This is a genomic window from Pedobacter sp. AC190 (assembly GCF_979258025.1).
Genome location: NZ_OZ409824.1, coordinates 4,636,892 through 4,657,489, shown reverse-complemented (window position 1 = coordinate 4,657,489; position 20,598 = coordinate 4,636,892). Strand labels below are relative to the sequence as shown.

15 protein-coding genes are annotated in these 20,598 nt (G+C 34.1%); 10 read left to right on the top strand and 5 right to left on the bottom strand.

What is annotated here, in order from left to right:
* Positions 1 to 5 precede the first annotated feature (5 nt).
* On the bottom strand, positions 6 to 1,355 hold the full coding sequence (locus ACZZZI_RS20325; RefSeq protein ID WP_463491042.1) for a M20/M25/M40 family metallo-hydrolase: 1,350 nt from the start codon (positions 1,353 to 1,355) through the stop codon (positions 6 to 8).
* 199 nt (positions 1,356 to 1,554) lie between these two features.
* Here ACZZZI_RS20325 and ACZZZI_RS20320 point away from each other — a divergent pair, with 199 nt between their 5' ends.
* From ACZZZI_RS20320 to ACZZZI_RS20305, 4 genes are all read left to right on the top strand, one after another.
* Entirely contained in the window at positions 1,555 to 2,802 is a 1,248-nt protein-coding gene (locus ACZZZI_RS20320) for a Na+/H+ antiporter (protein ID WP_344768772.1), read from the top strand.
* Between the two features lie 50 nt (positions 2,803 to 2,852).
* Positions 2,853 to 3,257: a hypothetical protein gene (locus tag ACZZZI_RS20315; protein WP_316757920.1), complete on the top strand. Its 405-nt coding sequence runs from the start codon at positions 2,853 to 2,855 to the stop codon at positions 3,255 to 3,257.
* 198 nt (positions 3,258 to 3,455) lie between these two features.
* The gene (locus tag ACZZZI_RS20310) at positions 3,456 to 3,917 is read left to right on the top strand and encodes a hypothetical protein (RefSeq protein ID WP_316757922.1); all 462 of its coding nucleotides are present in this window, start codon (positions 3,456 to 3,458) and stop codon (positions 3,915 to 3,917) included.
* A 49-nt stretch (positions 3,918 to 3,966) separates the two neighbouring features.
* Positions 3,967 to 4,419: a hypothetical protein gene (locus tag ACZZZI_RS20305; RefSeq protein WP_463491039.1), complete on the top strand. Its 453-nt coding sequence runs from the start codon at positions 3,967 to 3,969 to the stop codon at positions 4,417 to 4,419.
* A 58-nt stretch (positions 4,420 to 4,477) separates the two neighbouring features.
* On the opposite strand, the gene ACZZZI_RS20300 is transcribed toward ACZZZI_RS20305, so the two are convergent.
* Both ACZZZI_RS20300 and ACZZZI_RS20295 read right to left on the bottom strand, forming a co-directional pair.
* Positions 4,478 to 5,011 carry an OmpA family protein gene (locus ACZZZI_RS20300; protein ID WP_463491037.1) on the bottom strand — a complete coding sequence of 178 codons (534 nt, stop codon included), beginning with the start codon at positions 5,009 to 5,011 and terminating at the stop codon, positions 4,478 to 4,480.
* Between the two features lie 180 nt (positions 5,012 to 5,191).
* Entirely contained in the window at positions 5,192 to 6,154 is a 963-nt protein-coding gene (locus tag ACZZZI_RS20295) for a helix-turn-helix domain-containing protein (protein ID WP_463491035.1), read from the bottom strand.
* Positions 6,155 to 6,255: 101 nt separating this feature from the next.
* Here ACZZZI_RS20295 and ACZZZI_RS20290 point away from each other — a divergent pair, with 101 nt between their 5' ends.
* From ACZZZI_RS20290 to ACZZZI_RS20270, 5 genes are all read left to right on the top strand, one after another.
* On the top strand, positions 6,256 to 9,282 hold the full coding sequence (locus ACZZZI_RS20290; protein ID WP_463491033.1) for a SusC/RagA family TonB-linked outer membrane protein: 3,027 nt from the start codon (positions 6,256 to 6,258) through the stop codon (positions 9,280 to 9,282).
* Between the two features lie 10 nt (positions 9,283 to 9,292).
* Complete coding sequence (locus tag ACZZZI_RS20285) at positions 9,293 to 10,807, top strand: SusD/RagB family nutrient-binding outer membrane lipoprotein (RefSeq protein WP_463491031.1); 1,515 nt, start codon at positions 9,293 to 9,295, stop codon at positions 10,805 to 10,807.
* 211 nt (positions 10,808 to 11,018) lie between these two features.
* Positions 11,019 to 12,491: an ankyrin repeat domain-containing protein gene (locus ACZZZI_RS20280; RefSeq protein ID WP_463491029.1), complete on the top strand. Its 1,473-nt coding sequence runs from the start codon at positions 11,019 to 11,021 to the stop codon at positions 12,489 to 12,491.
* 4 nt (positions 12,492 to 12,495) lie between these two features.
* Positions 12,496 to 12,981: a DUF2271 domain-containing protein gene (locus tag ACZZZI_RS20275; RefSeq protein ID WP_316757935.1), complete on the top strand. Its 486-nt coding sequence runs from the start codon at positions 12,496 to 12,498 to the stop codon at positions 12,979 to 12,981.
* A 12-nt stretch (positions 12,982 to 12,993) separates the two neighbouring features.
* Entirely contained in the window at positions 12,994 to 15,183 is a 2,190-nt protein-coding gene (locus tag ACZZZI_RS20270; protein WP_463491027.1) for a PepSY domain-containing protein, read from the top strand.
* 128 nt (positions 15,184 to 15,311) lie between these two features.
* Here the strand turns inward: ACZZZI_RS20270 and ACZZZI_RS20265 are convergent, their stop codons facing one another.
* Entirely contained in the window at positions 15,312 to 16,328 is a 1,017-nt protein-coding gene (locus tag ACZZZI_RS20265) for an FAD:protein FMN transferase (RefSeq protein WP_463491025.1), read from the bottom strand.
* Between the two features lie 143 nt (positions 16,329 to 16,471).
* On the opposite strand from ACZZZI_RS20265, the gene ACZZZI_RS20260 reads away from it, so the two are divergent.
* Entirely contained in the window at positions 16,472 to 18,970 is a 2,499-nt protein-coding gene (locus ACZZZI_RS20260; RefSeq protein ID WP_463491023.1) for a TonB-dependent siderophore receptor, read from the top strand.
* A 260-nt stretch (positions 18,971 to 19,230) separates the two neighbouring features.
* On the opposite strand, the gene ACZZZI_RS20255 is transcribed toward ACZZZI_RS20260, so the two are convergent.
* Positions 19,231 to 20,598 carry a DUF3526 domain-containing protein gene (locus ACZZZI_RS20255; RefSeq protein ID WP_463491021.1) on the bottom strand — a complete coding sequence of 456 codons (1,368 nt, stop codon included), beginning with the start codon at positions 20,596 to 20,598 and terminating at the stop codon, positions 19,231 to 19,233.

The following is a 20,598-nucleotide window of genomic DNA, read 5'->3' as shown; positions in this document are numbered from 1 at the left end:
TTTTTCTATCTGCCAACTGTTGGTACAACTGGTAAACTTTCATTGTCTTCGTTTCCAATACTTTGAACCGCGAATAAATAATTGTCTTTGCTGTAAGGTAAACGTAATTCAGTTGCTGTAGTAAAAAATTTTTTCTGCCAAACAGGGCTACTAGTTTCACGCATTAAAATGTAATACCCTTTTGTGGTGCCATCTACAGGTGCTTTCCAGTACAGAAAAGTAGAGTTGCTCAGGTTTTTAACGTCAACTTTAACTTCTGTCGGCATTGATGGTGCCTTAGCCAAATTAGCTAAAACTGCGATGTTTACAGCTGTGTTTTTTCGTAGATATTCAAAATCCATGAACTCAATCAAATCCCCGTACTTTACACCTTTTTCGGTTCTTAAATCTTGATGCTGATGTTCGAAGTTCTCGTTCATTTCGGTGATTCTAACTGCTGTAAAACCATTTTCCACGAAAGGTGTATGGTCGCCACCACGAAGAAATCTATCGTTGCGATAAATTAATTTAACCTCAAGCTGATCAACATAGCGTTCGCCGATCTCTTTTACATAACGAGCCAATTGTCTGCTTTTTCCATCATTTTCTAAGCCAAATTGTCGAATATTTTTTGCGTTTTTATCTAATTCGAAAGCAGGTAAACCCTCGCTAAAAACGCGAAGTTTTGTGTTATCTATAATTTGAGTTTCACTTGCATTGTTGCTTCCAATCATATCATTGTTTAGCATGGCTTCAATGTTCCATGCTTCTTTTTTTGCTTTAGCAGCCATAAACCCAGAACCTAATAAAGATTGTTCTTCGCCGCTAACGGCTACAAAAATTACGGTTGCAGAGAATTTATACTTGCTCATTATTCTTGCTGCTTCAATAACGCCAGCAACACCGCTACCATCGTCGTTTGCACCAGGTGCATCACTTACGCGATTCATTACATCGGTTACACGGCTATCCAAGTGCCCACTTACAACGAAAACGCGTTTATCGTTAACATCATTTCCTTTTAAAATGGCGACTGCATTGCCCAATAAAATTGTTTGATCAACACGTTTACCATCGGGCTTAATTGTTGTTGTATCTAAAAAAGCAGTTAGTCTGCCATCGCTTTGCTTTGCAAATTGATCAAATTTACTAACCACCCAATTTCTTGCTGCGCCAATACCTTTTGTTTTACTTTTTATATCACTTATAGTACTTCTTGTTCCAAAAGAAACCATTTTTGTTATATAAGATTTTAAGGAATCTGCATTAACAGATTTAACCATCTTATCTATATCGGTGTGGCGATTAACAATAGTTTGTGCCTTAGCTGAAAAGGCAAAACCAGTAAAAAGTGCGATCGTAAAAAGTTTTTTCATGCAAGAATAATTAAGATAGCTAATGTATCGAATATTGAGAATTGTTTTATACTCATCCATCGAAATGCTGTAACAATTTAAAGATAATAGATGATTGCAATTCATTCGGTGGCGTTTTTGCTAGAAACAGCTTGTAATGATGAGTTTGTATATTTACTTTTCAAAACGGATTGGTATAGGGCTTCGCAAAGTATAACTTATGGAAAATTATAGTGTAGTTATTTTAATTCTTACAATAATGATTGGTCTTTCGGCAATTGCCGATCAGATTAAACTTCCGTATCCTGTTTTGCTAATTATTGCGGGTATTTCAATAGGTTTTATTCCATCAATTCCACCAGTTTCATTAAATCCAGAAATTATATTTTTAATTTTCTTACCGCCACTACTTTACGATGCAGCTTTTAACATATCATTTAAAGAGTTTAAAACCAATATTAATACAATTGGCACACTTTCTATTTCGTTAGTTTTTTTAACGGCGGTGGGTATTGCTGTGGTAGCACATTATTTAATACCAAACATGACCTGGCCGCTTTCTTTTGTTTTAGGTGCCATACTTTCGGCAACCGATGCTGTTGCAGCTATGAGTATTACCAAGGGATTAGGGCTTTCGCATAAAACCAATACTATTTTAGAAGGAGAAAGTTTAATTAACGATGCTTCGGCTTTGGTTGCTTATCGATTTGCTGTTGCTGCGGTTACTGGTTCGGCATTTGTATTTTGGCGTGCTGGTTTAGAATTTTTGATTTTAATGGCAGGTGGTATTTTGGTTGGCATGTTGATGAGTAAAATATTGGGTTGGATTATTAGAAAAGTAGATCGAAACCAACTTGTAATTCTTAGTTTTTTGTTACTAACACCATTTTTAACTTACTTAATTGCCGAGCACGTTCATGTTTCGGGTGTGATTGCAGTTGTGGTTTTAGGTTTAGGAATTGCACGATTTAGTGTTAAAATGTTTCCCCAAAAATTAAAAGAACAATCTAAATCTATTTGGGATATCGTGATTTTTCTATTAAACGGATTAATTTTTATCTTAATTGGTTTGCAGTTTCCGTATGTAATTAAAAGTATTAGTAAGGTTATGGTATGGCAATATATAGGTTATGCTTTTATCATTACAATAATTACGTTGGCATTAAGAATGGTTAGGGTTTTTTGGCAAAAATCGAATTTACAAAGGGCTTTTGATAAAGGAAAAGGAAGGATTACAGAATTTGCTTTGCTCGATTTTAAAAATAGCTTAATTATTAGCTGGTCGGGGATGAGAGGCATTGTTTCTTTAGCAATTGCCATCGGTTTGCCCGAAAAACTTAGTGATGGAACACCATTTCCTGAACGTAATGTTATTATTTTTATATCCGTTGTTGTTGTACTTTTTACATTAATTGGGCAAGGATTAAGTTTACCCTGGTTAGTAAAAAAATTAAATGCTGAACCTTAATTTTTGTAGCGTTTTTATATTGATACACGTTTAATGAAGAAAAACTAACCATGAAAAACATTCTAAAATTAACACTGGTATTATCTATACTTTTTATTTTTTCAGCGTGTAAAAAGAAATCTTTAGAAAAAGGTATAAATGGAACCTGGGAGTTGCGCCATGTAGCTGGCGGCATGATTGCTGGTGCAGATCCTAATTACAAAAAAGGAAATGGCGATATTTATGTTTTTAATAATCAGAACTTTGAACGATATAGCCAAGGGAAACTTATCCAATCGGGTACATTTGTAATGTCGACAGAGCGTAAGGATATTAATAACAACCAAGCTAATTCTGCTATAACTTTTAGTACCTCTGCAGAAAAATATTATACCAATTTATCGGGCAATAAACTAACTATTTTTATAGGGGTTATAGCTGCTGATGGTGTTGAGGTTACTTACGAAAGGCAGTAACTATTTTATATTATAGTTTTATGAGGATTAAAGCCAAAAATTTTAAATTTTTGCTATTTGCGTGTTGATTTAAAATTAGAGTTTTTTGGAGTAAGGACTTAAAGTCAAAAACTTTATGCCATTAGTAAATATTTTATATATTTATTCATGTAAATCGGTTTACATCTCTGAGTTTTAATCATCCCAAAATAATCTGTAATGGATAGGTTTCCAATTAATTTAACTTCGGCTAAGTGCGAATTGCTTGATAGAATTCTTCAAGAATTTAAACACGAAGAATATATTAAAACAGAAAGAGTATTGAGTATTTTTCGTGGAAATGCCATTTTAGCTTCAGAATACCTCCAGTTATTAAATCAATTAAACTTAATTATACTAATCGGTGAAGTTCACGGACACCCACTTCCTGCACTCATAGGCAAACAATCGGGCTTAGAGATTTTTTTAAACGAAGGCGGATTTATGGCCAGACTTGAGCTTAAAAAAGCGCAAGAAGAAACTGGCAAAAGCATGATTGAACTTCAAAAAGAAATTTTTGAATTACGGAGCCAACTTGCTGCTTGCCGAGAACTTATTGCAAAGCAAGAAATGGCTATGCTAGATATGGATGCAGAACTTAAGCGCTTAGAAACTGGCTCAGAAAACGAAGACTTTGGTTAATTGTAGCGTTTTGTAAAATTCATACGTTTTACATAGAAACCTTTAAACGATGATAAACAAATTACTAAAAACCTATGGATTGCTGTTTTTGCTTTCTGTAGTTATGATTTCGTGCAAAAAAGATAGAACCGAACCTGACGGTAAAAATGATGTTCTTACTGGCGCTTGGCAAGAAAGTGGATTAACTGGTGGCTTCGCCCGACTTGTTGTTTTTGAACCAGGAGGAGGTTTTTCGCTTAAGGCTTCCGATAAAGAAGGTGTATTAACAACTTTAAGCGGGAAGTACACAATTGAAGGTGATAGTTTAAAAGTTTCGATTACAGAGCAGACCGAAAGGCAAGCGAATGGTTCAATGCTAAAAACAACAGTTAACACTAAGTTATACGAAAATGGTAAGTTTTTAATAACTTATCTATCTATTCTTACAATTAACCACATTACTTATCCCGCAGATGGACCAGTGTCTACTATATCAAAGTTTAATAAAATATTACCGCTATAAATAGATTAAAAAAAACGGGCTTGAATTCAAATTCAAGCCCGTTTTTTTTATCAAGGATTTAATTATCTATCTTAATTTCAGTTCTTCTGTTCAACATCCTACCTTCTTCACTATTATTAGAACTTACAGGCTCTTTTTCGCCATGGCCAACAATTTTAAAGTTCGATGCATTTAATCCAGCATTAACCAAATAAGACTTTACAGAATTTGCTCTATCTATAGATAAAGACATATTATGATCGGGTGTACCTTCGGCTGATGAGTGACCATTTAAAACAAATTTCGTATCAGGTGATTTTTTCATTTCTGCAACTGCTTTATCTAAAATAGAGAAAGATGAAGTTTTTAATACTGCAGAATTAAATTCAAACTGAATATTATCTAAATTAAAATTTGGTTTGTCTGCTGGTTTAGGCGTTTCAGCTTCTTTTACAGGTTCAGGAGTAGGCTTTTTTTCTTCAACAGGAGGGGTAGGTTTAGCAACAGGCGCTGGATCTGGCTTAGCAATCATTTTTTTTGCTTTGCAAGAATACATTGTTAAAGTTGCCATTCCGATAAGTGCAGTAAATAAAAGATTTTTAGTAATGTTCATGTTTTAAAATTTGTTTTAGGAATTAATTTTGTATTCAAGTAAAATACTTACTAATTGATTAAAGCTATAACGATACTTTTTTAAAGAACTTATATTTTCGAGAATTTGATTGGTTTTAAGCAAGTAATTTTTGGAATATTAATATTTTAAAAATGAATATTTATATTGTTTGAAAGCATATTAAACAGCAATTATATTTTGAAATACCACAATTAGTTCTTCGATAAATAAAAGCAGGTAAAGTTTTGCTGATTTTAACTTTTTAGGTAAAAAACCATAATATTTAAAAAAGTTAGCACTAAAATTTGATGAGTTTTTATAACCTAAGTCTGCAGCAACCTGGCTAATCTGCATTTTATCTTTAAGCAGCATTCTTTTAGCGGTTTTCATCTTGTACTCGTTTAAAAAACTGAAAACTGTTTGTCCGAAAACAATTTTAAAATACTTTTTCAGATAATTTTCATTGGTGCCAATTTTTCTAGCCAAACTTATAAGAGAAATCGGAGTTTTTAAATCCTCAATCATTATTTCACGAGCCAAATGTATAGCCTGATTCATCTGTTCTGGGACCTCAACTGTGTCAGAATTTGTTTCCAGATTTTTTATCTGATATTCCAATGAACACAATAATTCCATTGTTTTGGCTTCCAGATAATTTGCTTTTAATTCTTCTTTATAATTGCAATTAAACATATTAAACAGTATATCTGTAATGTTTAAATCTGCATAAAGCTCTGCATTGAAAGCAATTAAATCAGTAAATAGTTTGTATCTGGTTTTGTTTAGCCGCAAGAAATAAATAGCCTCATTATCATCAACATAGTTGATAAAGAAACGATAGCTGGTTTTATTCTTTTCGCAAATAATCAGGTATCTATCGGGAAGTAATAGCGTTTTATGATTATCGCCATCTACTTTTATAGTAGTGTTATTACTTAAAATTATATAAAATTCATCTGGTTCTACATCCATTTTATGAAGATAGAAACCACCAGACTTAATATTTATTTTTCTAATTAAAGCGCCATCAATCTTCAATTCAAATTGCTTCGATTCTTTATCCATTTTATGCACGGAAGCATCTTTATTACATCCGTTTTTATTATTTCCGTATTCGGTTATAAAATTTCCTTTATCGGGCATTTTGAGTTTTTTGTAAATGATACTTTTGCCACAAATCTAGTATTTATTTAGACTGCTTATAAATAATATTAGTAACAAAATCATTAATTGACAAAAAATATATGAAGAAAAGTTTACTTATGCTTTTCTGTGTATTCGCATTCTCTCTATATGCCAATGCTCAGAAAATCATGTTCAAGGGAAAAGTAACAGATGCAGAGCGGAAGCCTCTGGCTGGTGCAACAATATTTGTAGAAGGTAAAAACGAAAGTGTTTATGCCGATAATCAAGGAGAGTTCTCAATTTCAGCCGATTCTGGGGACAAATTATCTATAGCTTATATTGGCTATAAAAGACAGGTTATTGCTTTAAACAACGCAAACACACCACTTTTTATAACTTTAACTACCGAAGAAAACCAATTGGCTGAACTTGTAGTTACTGGTGCTTTAGGTATTAAACGCTCGGCAAGAGAGTTGGGTACAAGTACGCAGAGCTTAAAGAACGATTACCTGAATCAGGGGAAAGCTATTAATCCTTTAACTGGTTTAACCAGTAAGGTTTCGGGTTTACGTGTAAATATGTACGATAGTAAGGTCGATCCACAAATTCAGATTGTTATGCGTGGTTCGAGATCTTTAAACCGAACTAAAAACGAACCAATTTATGTTTTAGATGGTGTTCCTGTACCAACAATTGGCAGAATTAATCCTAACGATATTGAAGAAATTACCGTTTTAAAAGGTGCTAATGCGGCCGCACTTTATGGTTCGGAAGGTGTTAACGGTGCGATTATGATTACGACTAAGCAAGGGGCTAAAGGTAAAGGAAGAGTTACTTTTTCTAACACCACAACGTTTTCTAAAGTGATGATGTTACCACCAGCTCAGAATACTTTTGGGCAAGGGGTAAATGGAGCTTATGTGCCTACACAATACGAAAGCTGGGGCCCAGCATTTGATGGTACAATGAAAAACTTTGGTGCTGTTTTGCCAAATGGAACTCAACCACAATCGCTATATGCAGCACCAGATCAGGATGCCCGATTAAATCTTTTCGATACTGGTTTAAATATGCAAAACGACCTTTCCTTTTCTGGGGGGGATGATAAAACGACTTATTTTTTCTCTGTTCAAGATGTATCGATAAAAGGTATAATGCCTGAAGATGAAAGTAGAAGAACAGGTGCGAGATTTAATGGAACCAGAAAATTTGGTAAATTAAATACATCGTACGCTGTAAACTACGTGCTTTTTAATAAAAATACTACACCTGATGGACCTTGGATAACAGCATATCAATTGCCTGCAAATTTCGACTATACTAACATGAAAAACTGGCAGGATAGAAGTTCTACAGCTAATCCAGCTAATTTCTTTACGGATCAGCAAAAAAATCCTTATTTCCAGATTGATAATTATCGAGATGATACCAAACAACAAACTTTAACAGGAAAAATTGAGTTGGATTATCAATTTACCTCGTGGTTTAAAGCTTTATACCGCTTTGGATATTACTCAACTGCTGCCGAAACCAGAAGTACAGTTGGTAAATTCGAATCAACAGGACAAAGAAATGTGAATGGTTCTGTAAATGATGGTTCTGATAATTTTAGAAAGGTTAACAGCGACTTAATTTTAAACTTTAATAAGGATTTTGGAAAATTTACCACTCGTTTATTAGTAGGCCAGAATTTAAGAAGCGATTACACAAAAGCCCATAACTTAAGCTCGGCAAATCTTCTTTTTCCCGATTTGTTTAATCAAGGAAGTGCATTAGGGCAATTGGCAGGAAGAAGCACGATTACCGAATACAGATCTTTAGCAACTTATGGAGAGTTTACTGCGGGTTATAACAACTATTTATTCTTAACCTTAACAGGAAGAAACGATTGGGTTTCTACGTTGAGTAAAGAAAATCGCTCTTATTTCTACCCAGGAGTAAGTACCTCATTTGTATTTTCTGAAGCCATTAAAGGGTTAAAAAATAGCAAAACACTATCTTTTGGTAAGGTTTATGCATCGTATAACAAAACAGGAAATAATACCTTAAATCCATATTCATTAAACAATCCTTATTCGCAAGTAAATGGTTTTCCATTTGGAAATTTAGTTGGTTTCCTTCCAGGATCAACTTTTCCAAATCCAAATATCGAACCCGAATTTGTTACCTCTTACGAAGCTGGAATTCAATTGGGTTTATTTAATAATCGTTTAAACTTTGAAGGGGCTTATGTATTCTCTGATTCGAAAGGTCAGATTTTTAATGCAACCACTTCTCGTGCCACAGGTTATGCAAGTGCAAGGGTAAATGCAGGTAGATTAACTAACAGTGTTATCGAATTAAATCTGAACGGAGATATTGTTCGTAATGCCAACTTTAAGTGGAACTTAGGTTTTAACTATACCTATATTAATAATCAGGTTAAAGAATTATTCCAGGGATTAGAGTCGTTTAATATTTTCCGTCAATCTTACGCCAATATAGGGCAGGCTTACCCAAGCTTACAAGTTAGCGATTACAAAAGAGATGGGAATGGCAATGTCGTAATCAATCCTGCAAACGGTAACCCAATTGTAGCTACAGATCCAGTGCATTTGGGAACAATGGTACCACCCCATCAAATGGGTTTAAATACAACATTAACTTATAAAAATATCAGTTTAGGTGCACAATTCGATTGGAGAATGGGCGGATGGTTATACTCTGAGATTGTACCAAGAATGTACACTGCAGGTACACACCCAGCAACTGTAGAATTTAATCGCCAGCCTTTTATTTACCCAAATTCGGTAATAGAAACGGCTCCAGGTGTTTTTACACCAAATACAACTGTATTATCAAGAGGCGATAAAGCTTTTTGGCAAGCTCAAGGAGCTGTTCAAAGTAATACTGCTGCAAAATCTGACTATTTTAAAATGCGTGAGCTTAACGTTACCTATAATTTGCCAGCAAAATTATTGGCAAAACAAAACGTAATCAAAGAAGCAAGAATCAGTTTTATTGCAAACAATTTATTTTTAATCAGACATAAAGATAATACCTATGGCGATCCAGAGTATTTATACAATGATACAGATGGGTATATAAGTTTTAGACAAGTTCCTCCATACAGAACATTTGGGTTTAATGTTAACGTGGTATTTTAAAGAAATAAAAATGAAAAGAAATTTAAATATATATCTGTTCGCAGCATTAATCACTGTTGGATTAAGTTCTTGCGAAAAATTTTTAGATGTAAATGATGATCCAAACAATCCAGTAAACCAAAATTTGCCATTGAGTTCTAAATTACCTGCTGCTCTTTTAAGTACAGTAAATCAAGAAGCGATTCAACTTAATCAATTGGGCTCCTTTTGGGGCGGTTATTGGGGAACAAACAGTGAAGGCATTAACCAGTATTTTAAAGAAAAAAGTTATGATGGTCCTTCTATCAGGCACCAAAGAGATGGTATTCCAATTTGGGAAAACGGTTTTCAAAACTTACTTTATTATCAATTAATTAAAGAGCAAGGGCAAGCTGAAGGTGCAGGATATTATACAGGAATATCTAAAATTATGCAAGGATGGCACTTTTTAAGATTGGTTGATATCTACAATAACATTCCTTTCGATGATGCTTTGCAAGGAACAAAATTTCCAACCCCACGTTATGAAAGTGGGCAAGTTGTTTATCAAAAATCTGTAAATCTGATAACAGAAGGAATCAACGAAGTTAAAGCAGCCGCTGCTGATCCATCAATTGCCAGAGCAGATGTTATTTTTGGAGGCTCGAAACAATTGTGGGCTAAATTTGGAAATACAATAAAATTACGAGCACTTATCCGCCAAAGTGAAACCAATAACAACACTTATGTTGCGGCTGAAATTCAGAAAATAGTAGCAGAAGGAAGTGGTTACTTAGAATTAACTCAAAATGTTACGTTAAAACCAGGCTATGAAAACACAGCTGGCAAAATTAATCCATTCTGGGATACTTATTACCGCAACGTTCAAGGAGCAACAACTGCTGCTTTCGATAATTTACGGCCAACAGTTTTCTTAATTGATCAATACAAACAACGTAACGATCCGCGTATGGCTAAAGTTTATCAGCTTGCTGCTGGAGATTATAAAGGCGTATTATTCGGAAATCCAAATGCTGCGGGAGAGTATAACAGAGCGGCAACATCGGCACTTCGTGGACCACAAGAAAATGCAAGTGCAGCAGCTGGTTTATTGAAGAATGCTTTGCAACCCTTAGTTTTAATGGGTGCTTTCGAAAGTTTGTTTTTACAGGCAGAAGCAGCTCAGCGTGGCTGGATTACAGGAAGTGCAAAAACTTTTTACGAGCAAGGTATTCAAGCTTCATTTGCTTATACTGAAGTTCCAGCAGCAAGTTTTGCAGCTTACAATGCTCAGGCAACTGTAAATTTAGATCAAGCTACCGATAAAATAAGTGCAATTATAACTCAAAAATGGCTTTCTATGAACAGCATTAGTGGGATTGAAGCCTGGAGCGATTACAGAAGACTAAGTTTACCTGCGATTCCAAATTCTCTACTTGCGCCTTCTGCAACAGCAAGACCGTTGCGTTTAATGTATCCCGAATCGGAAAGACAAACTAACAACGCTGAAGCCAGTAAGCAGGGTAGCGATCAAGTTACTGTAGATAAAATTTGGTGGGACAAATAACTTTTTATAATGGATTTAAACCGTTGAACAAACATTCAACGGTTTATTTTTTTTGATACAAAACGAGTAATTTTTAATTAATTTAAATAAAAAGCTCATAACGTTTATTATTTAGAATGATTCTTGTTAACTTAGCCGAAATTCTTTTAGTCTGTTATTGAATAATTATATAGACTATCGAATTATAAATCACAAAATACTTAGCTCTAAAATGAAAAAAATCATCCTGGCTATTCTGACAATAGCTTCTTTGAGTGCACAGGCTCAAAAAAACACTTTTTTCGATCAGGCATTCTGGAAAGGAAATACAGATTTGGCTTCTATTAAGGCAGAAATTGCTAAAGGAAGCAATCCATCAGAACTTAATGCATCATCATTTGATGCAGTTGTTTATGCAATTAACAGTAACGCGCCACAAGAATCTATTTTATTTCTTCTGGCTCAGCCTGGAAATGATGTAAACAAAATAACACACGATAGCAGAACATACCTTATTTGGGCGGCTCAACGGGGAAATGTTCCAGTAATGGAGTACCTTTTAAAAAATGGATCTAAAGTAGATATTCAGGATAGTCACGGATATACTGCCTTAACTTTTGCTGCTGCAGCTGGTCAGCAAAACACAAAAGTGTACGATTTATTAATTCAAAAAGGAGCAGACATTAAAAAAGATCTTAATCATGACGGAGCAAATGCATTGTTAATTGCTATCGCAAATGATAAAGATTTTGCGCTTACAGATTATTTCGTTTCTAAAGGCCTAGATCTTAACAGCAAAGACGCTACTGGTAACACTGCTTTTAATTATGCTGCAAAAAGCGGTAACATCGAATTGATGAATAAATTAATTCAAAAAGGTGTTAAGTATAATGATAATGCAATGATTATGGCTGCACAAGGTGGTCGAGGTACTTCTAATTCGTTAGAAGTTTTTAAATATTTAGAAGGGTTAAAAATTAAACCCACAGCAATTGGCACAAATGGCGAAAATGCGCTTTACTATATTGCCCGCAAACCAAAACAAGAAGAAATTATCAATTATTTTATCTCTAAAGGCGTAGATATTAATCTTGCTGATAAAGAAGGTAATTCAGCCTTTATGGTTGCAGCTGGTTCTAACAGAGATTTACCTACGCTAGAATTATTATCTAAAAGCGTTAAAAACATTAACCAAGTAAATGTAAAAGGTGTTTCTGCGTTGGCATTAGCCGTTCGTGGTAATTCAGCTGATGTTGTTAAGTTTTTATTAGATAAAGGAGCAGATATTAATATTGTAGATAAAAGTGGCGATAACATTTCTGCATATCTTTTGCAAGCCTACAATCCACGTGGTATGGAAGATTTTGAAGCTAAATTTAAACTACTTACCGATAAAGGCTTTGATGTAAAAGCTGTTCAACCAAATGGGAATTCTTTATACCACTTAGCAGTTGCTAAAAATGATTTAGCGCTTTTAAAACGGATCGAACCTTTAAAGGTTGATGTAAACCTTAAAAATAAAGAAGGTTATACTGCATTGCATAAAGCAGCAATGACGGCGAAAGACACAGCATTAATGAAATATTTGATTTCTATCGGAGCTAAAAAAGATATTACTACAGAATTTAAAGAAACACCTTTTGATTTAGCTACAGAAAACGAATTTTTATCTAAGAACAAAATAGCAATAGACTTTTTAAAATAAAATAATGAACAATTTTTATAAAATATGCCTTGGGTTAGGTTTGATATTTTCTACTTCTTATGCATCAATGGCTCAAAAAGCTACAAAATACAAATGCATGTTGCAGATGACTAATTACATGGGTGAGGGTGCTTACATTGTAGTTTCTTTGGTTGATGCTAAAGGTGCATATGAAAAAACATTATATATAATGGGTTCTGATAAAAAGTGGTATCCAGATTTTAAAGAATGGCATAAGTTTTTTAAGAAAAAACCTACAAATATTAGTGCAATTACAGGCGCATCGGTAACTGGTGGTGATAGAAGCGTAACAACATTTGAAATCGAAGATTCGAAAATTAACAAAGGTTATACTTTACGTTTCGAATCGGCGGTAGAAGATAAAAAATACTACGTTAAAGATTTAGAAGTGCCTTTAACAACAGAAGGGCTTGCTGCTAAAACTGAAGGAACTGGTTACATCAGATATGTTCGTTTAAGTGCGAACTAATAAATTTTATAAATGACAATTTCAATTTGGAGATACAGCCACTTAGCACTGGCCGTATCTTCTTTTCTTTTTATAACCCTGGCATCGGTAACTGGAATTATCCTTTCATTTAAACCAATTACCGAAAAAACGCAATCCTACAAGGCTAAAAATTTTAATCAACTTACTATTTCGCAAGTTGTTCCGGCCTTAACAAAAAACTATACCGATATTATTGAGGTAAGTGTAGATTATAACCAATTTATGGTTGTTGATGCAACTGACCTGAACGATAATTCTGGTAAATTTTATATCGATCCGCTTACTGGAAAATCTTTAGGTAAAGTAGCGAAGGAGAATGAGTTTTTTCAATGGATTACTTCGCTTCATCGATCGCTTTTTTTGCATCAGTTAGGTCGATTTTTCGTTGGTTTAACCTCATTCCTGTTATTCCTTATTGCGACTTCAGGTACGGTTCTGATTATTCAGCGCCAGCGAAGTTTGAAAAGATTTTTTTCGAAAATTGTAAAAGATAATTTCGCTCAGTACTATCATGTTGTTTTAGGTCGACTTTTGTTAATTCCCATTATCGTTATTTCGGTTACTGGAACAATAATGTCCTTAAAAACTTTCGAAGTTATTAAAGAACAAAAGATTTCTCATAAGATTGATTTCGATGCGATAAAATCAAATCCTGAAAAAAAAGTTACTGATTTTGATGTTTTTAAAAATACAAAGCTTGCTGATGTTCAATCTATAGAATTTCCTTTTTCTGAAGATGTTGAAGACTATTTTACCCTTAAACTAAGCGACAAGGAAATTACTGTTAATCAACTTACGGGCGAGGTTTTAACTGAAAAACCTTATTCGAAAGCAAAACTGTTAACTACTTTAAGCATGGATTTGCACACAGGCAGAACCAATTCAATTTGGGCAATCATTTTAGCAATAGCTTCCGCAAATATTTTGTTTTTCATTTATTCGGGTTTTGTAATCTGGTGGAAAAGGCGATCTAGTCAGGTTAAAAATAAATACAAATTCGACCAGGCAGAATTCATTATTTTAGTTGGTTCAGAAAATGGCACTACTTTTCGTTTTGCCAAAGCCATTCATCAACAGTTGTTAAAAAGCGGAAAGACTTCTTTTATTGGGCAATTAAATAATTACAAGGTTTTTCCTAAAGCAAAACAGTTAATCGTTTTAACAGCAACTTATGGTTTGGGCGATGCACCAACAAATTCATCTAAATTTATTTCGCTACTGGAGAAATACAAACAATTAAATTCCGTACAGTTTTCTGTCGTTGCTTTTGGCTCTCATGCTTATCCCGATTTTTGCAAATTTGGCTACGAAGTTAATAATGCCTTATCTCATCAGGATTGGGCAAAACCTTTATTGGAAATTCATACCGTTAACGATCGTTCGCCAGAAGAATTTACTAAATGGGCAACTTTATGGGCACAAACATGTGATGTAGAATTAACATCGTTATCTAAACTATTAGAAACGAAACCTGTAAAAATGCAGCAATTCTCAGTTGTAGAAAAAACAGTTTCTACAAATGCTGAAACTTCATTTATTATTCGTTTAAGCCCGAAAAAGAGAATGCGATTTACATCTGGAGATTTGCTTGCAATTTATCCTGCAAACGACTACAGAGAACGCCAATATTCGATTGGCAGAATGGGGAAAGATGTTCAGTTAAGTGTTAAACTACACGCTGGAGGTTTAGGTTCTGGATTTCTACATAGATTAGAAATAGGACAGGTGCTTAACGCATCTATTATAAAGAACGAACATTTCCATTTCCCATCGAAGGCAAAAACTGTAATCATGATATCCAATGGAACAGGCATTGCACCATTTTTAGGGATGCTCGATCAACATAGTAAAGGAAGAAATATTCACCTTTATTGCGGTTTTAGAAATAAATTATCTTTCGAACTTTATGAAAATGCTTTAAAAACTGAACTGGATAAATTAACTAAGTTAAATGTAGCATATTCGAGAGAAGGTGAAAAACAATATGTAAAAGACTTATTAACTAAAGATGCAGCGTTAGTTTTAAAAGCCTTGAAAAGTGACGGAGTTATTATGCTTTGCGGTTCTTTGAGTATGCAAAATGATATCATAGAATGGTTGGAAATTTTATGCCAACGAGAAGAAAACAGGAGCATTAGTTATTACCAATCGCATGGACAGGTTTTAATGGATTGTTATTAAGAAAATGGTTATCGTCATTTCTATTGAAATGCAGCGGAAAAGATAAATCCTTTATTTTGACTCACCTAAGAATTTCTTTACTAAAATGTTTTCTTGTAATATTCGAAGCGGCATTTTAGGGAAAAATTTTATAACAATTTCTTCCAGCTGCCTACCGTTTTTTTGCTTAAGTTTTTCGATAAGATAACTTTACCATCATCGCCAAACATTATACAACTAAATTTAGGGAAGCTATTAATAAACTTTAATCCTGCTTCTTTTCCCAACACCATTATCGAAGTGCTAAAGCCATTGGCAACTTCTGCATCAGGACCAAAAACAGTTACGCTAGTTAAACCCGTTGCTGGGTAGCCCGTTACTGGATTAATGATGTGGGAATAGCGCTTGCCGTTAAAAACAACAAATTTTTCATAACTACCAGACGTTACCACGGCACTATTGTGTAATGGAACGGCAGCAAAAAGTTTATCTTTATGAAAAGGATTGGTTAAACCAACAGTCCAGTTTTGGCCGTTCGGATTTTTGCCCCAGGTACTCATATCGCCAGAACCATTAACAATGCCAGCTTTTATACCTCTTTTTAACATCATATCTCTACACTGATCAGCAGCATAACCTTCGCCTAAAGCACCAAAACCAATTTTCATGCCTTTAAATTTTAAAAATATGGTTGAGTTAATGCTATCCAGAATGATATTTTTATAGCCAACTTTTTCCACAGATTTTTTTATGGCATCGGGAGTTGGCATTGCCGTCATAGAGCCATCAAATTTCCAAATTTTATCCATTGCAGCAAAGCTGATATCAAATGCACCGCCTGTAATTTTAGAAAGATTTAAAGCTCTTTTAGTGAGTTCTAAAACTTCTTTATCAACCTTAACTGGCTTTTCGCCTGCATTTCTGTTAACCTCCGAAATCTGAGAACTCGGTTTCCAATCAGAAATTAAAAACTCGATTCGGCTAATTTCGGCAATAACCGTATCAATATTATTTTCTGCTGATAAAGAATCTTTATCAACAATTGTAATATCAAATCGGCTGCCCATCAAAAGAGTAGTTCTGTTTCTCAATACTTGCCCATGGCATATAGAAAATAAAAACAGAAATGAGGTAATTAAACTAATTTTCAAAAGAGAATACTTCATAATTATTAGCAAAGTTAACAAAGGAACATTAATACAACGCTCATTTGTACGTATTTAATTTTTATTTAGAATAATTAAAAATAATTTGTTGTTTCAAAAATTTAATCATTTCTTTGCGCCAACTAAGAATTAATATAAATAAGATGTATAAAAAATTTACCCAAATTTTTAATTGTCTATTACTGTGCCTGTTTTTTGCAGGAACTGTAAGTGCACAATCGCAGAACGGATCGGTATCTGGAACAATCAAAACGAGTGATGGAAATCCAGCTGCTTATGTAAGCGTTGGTTTAAAAAGCACGAATAAAACAACACAAACAGATGAGAAAGGAAACTTTTTAATCAAAAATGTTGCACCTGGATCATACATCATCAAAATATCTGCTATAGGAGTTTCTGTACAAGAAAAACAAGTTGCCGTTACAGCGAATCAAGTTTCTCAAATTACTTTCTCTACAACAGAATCTTCGTCTCAATTAGATGAAGTTGCGATAAACGGTTACAGAACGCCAAATAAAAAACCTGTTAATTTGGGTAAAATAGCTATTGCTCCAATGGACTTGCCTCAATCAGTTCAGATTATTGGTAATCAGGTTATAACTGATCAACAAGCAAATCGTTTGAGCGATGTATTGAAAAACGTTAATGGCGTTGCTTTTGGCGAAAACCGTGGTTCGGTAAGTGGTGAAACTTTTTTTGCACGTGGATACAGTTTAGGTGCAAATAACATATTTAAAAACGGTTCTCGTGCAACAAGTGGTGGCATGCCCGAAACAAGTACATTAGAATCTGTTGAGGTTTTAAAAGGTAGTGCAGCGCTATTATATGGTGGTGTTACTGGTGGTGCTGTTGTAAATTTGGTAACTAAAAAACCTAAATTCGAGTACGGTGGCGAGGTTTCGATGAGAGGCGGAAGCTATGACCTATACAAACCAACATTAGATCTTTATGGCCCGATTTCTAAGAAGCTGGCATTCCGTGCTATCGGGACTTATGAAAATGCAGGAAGTTTCAGAAATTCAGTTAAATCTAACAGAATTTATGTGAACCCATCTTTGTTATACAAAATTAGCGAGAAAACTGATATTTTACTACAAGGTGATTATTTGAAAAGTGATATGACACCAGATTTTGGTATAGGTACAGTTAATAATCAAATAATTGATATCGGTCGCGGCGCCTTCGTAAATGCGCCTTGGGCTTATAATCAAACAAATACCGTTACATCTCAATTAAGTATTAATCATAAATTTAATGATTCGTGGAAAATAAATGTATTAGCTAACATTCAATCCTACAATCGTAATTACTTTAGTGCTGAACGTCCTTTTGCTGATCAGCTTGCTGCAACGGCATTACCTTATGGTTTTGCGCAACGTAATGTTACACGTTCTAAATCAAAAGAATTTACTTATAACGAGCAAATTAATTTAAACGGATCATTTAAAACGGGTTCTATATCGCATACCTTACTGGTTGGTGCAGATGCAGATCAATCTAAAACAACAAGCGGTACTTTTACTTTTAATAATAATCTTACTGCCTTTAATTACGGGAACGTAAATTTACTCGATCCATCTAGTTATTTTGGAAGCGGTATTGAGCCAAGCGCAACTATGACCACTCAAACTTTTGCGCCACTTTATCGTATGGGAGCATTTGTACAAGATTTAATTTCGATAACGGATCAATTTAAAGTTCTTGCAGGTGTTCGTTATACTTTCCAAAAAACTCCAAGAACAGTTACCACCAATCTGGCAACTGGTGTGCAAAGCTTAAGTGTAAATAGCTTAGATAAATCAAAAGTTGAAAGTGCTTTCACCCCGAAATTCGGTTTAATTTATCAGCCATTAAAAACAACTTCAATTTATGCAAGTTACGCTAGTAATTTTATTCAAAATACTGGAACCGATATTAATTTAGCACCGCTTGATCCATCAACTGTTGATCAGTACGAAGCTGGAGTTAAAAACGATCTTTTTAAAGGCAGATTATCTGTTAACTTAACCTGGTACAGAATTTCTAATGATAAATTTGCTCAGCAAGCACTTATTAATGCTCAAGGAACTCCAAATGTTGATGCTACAATTAAAGAACTTAACGGAAAAACCTTAAGCGATGGTTTGGAACTAGATATTACTGGAACAATTGTTAAAGGACTAAATTTTATTGCTGGTTATAGCTACAATTTTATCCGCTACACCGAAACTCGTGATCGAACAATTCTTACCGTACCTGCACCTACAGCCACAAACCCTAACGCAACAAGATCTGTAACTGTTGGTGGTACTATTGAAGGACAAAGGTTAGTGGGATCTACAAAAAATACAGCCAATGGAACTTTATTTTATACCTTTCAAGAAGGTAGTATTAAAGGTTTAAAACTTGGCGCTTCAGCCTATTATACAGGCGATCGTAATGGTGGATACAATGATACTAAAATCCAAGCCTATAGCAGATTGATTCCTTTAAATTCGTTTACTACGTTTGATTTTTCTGCAGGATATACCTGGAAAAAAGTTTCATTACTTGCCAAAGTTGCAAATATCACAAACGAATTAAACTATTTCGTACATGAAAATTATAGTGTGAATCCAATTCCTCCACGCCAGTTTATGACAACCTTATCGTATAAATTCTAAAAATAATTTTTACGAAAAAAGCCCTCGACAAACATGAGGGCACTGAAAAACTAGCCATTTAAAAAGGGCTTATGGAATAAAACATTCATAAGCCCTTTTCTTTATGATATTCGCAATCTCTTAAATTCTATTTTCCATTTAGAGGATTCTAAGAGGCCTTATCTACCATTTTTTCTCAATATTTAATACGACATTTTTAACAAGGACTTTTTCAGTGCCCTCACAAACATTCGAGGGCTTTTTTTTGCATTTTTTAACGGTTAGTCAACAAATTTTCCTCTTTTAAAATTAAGATAAGCAATACTGAATAGCAAAATTATCGAAGTTAAAATCGAAAAAAGACCCGACCATACCGTTCTGATTTGCTTTGGATTATACTTTTGTAATTTATAATCTAAGAGGTTTGTCGATCTTACCAATTTTTCCTGAAAAATGCTCGGGTAGAAGTTTAATCTTATTAGCTCATGGTATTTTCTAACCGAATTTTGAAAGTTCAAATGCGCATTTAAATCAGAACTAGCCAATTCATTCATCGCAATTTGGGTTTGAATTGATGGAAAGAAAAGCGCAATAATTCTGGTAAAATCTTGTCTTGATTGAAGTTTACGCTCAACAGCTTTTCTACTTTCAAAAGCCTGATCGTCGCCCATTTGCTGCATGGCATAATACCAATACCAGCTAAATGTTTTTTCTTCTGGGAAAGGATATTTTTTCAACTGAGGATAATGTTCAAAAAATGGTTTCATTGTCACTTCTTTTGCCTTATCCCATTTCTCATGATACCCTTCACGTTGATTAATTACATTTTGTAAAGCTTCTGGCACAGGGAACTTTTGCGTTAAAAACAGATTTACAGATGCAGGAATTACGATGCAAAGCATAACCCAAACTGCAACCAATCCAGATGCATTAAAGTTTGAAGACTTATTAAACGAGATAAATAAAAATGAAACTCCAAACCAAAAGGTTAAATAAAGTATAATTAATATACAGGTGATTGCTAAGGTAAAATCAATTGGTAATCCAAGATAAATTATTGCTGAAATAATTAATAGAAAGGCAACTGAAAATATTACAGCAATTCTAACCAACATTTTCTTCCAAATAATACCTAGCGATTTATCAGACTGTGACCTTAGTAATGACCAAACGCCGCTTTCTTTTTGAGCTGAAAGCAGGTTATAATTAAATGCAATAATTACAAGAGGAAACAGAAAAATAAATACAAAACTTAAATCCATATTACCTAAGAGCAAGGTTACTGGATTGTTAATGTCAGTATCATAAATTTGACCTTCAAGTCCAAGCATTGTTACCGAAATTAGATAAGGATTTACATCTCTTTGTCCGTTTGCAAATGCAGCCCATGGATTAGGAACATTAGCTATTGAAAACTTATTGTGGAAGAGCAAGAGCCCGAGTTCATCTCCGAAATGTTCTACATTGGTTAAGGTGTTTTTCTTTTGCAAAGCAGATGCCTTCTCAATTACCAGTTCTTGCTTCTGAATAAATGTTTTGCCAAGATAAAGCCCAATAAAACCTGATAAAAGTAGTACTGCAATACCAATTAGCGACGAAGGATTTCTGAAAAATAATTTAAATTCTAGTTTATATATGCTATTTCTCAT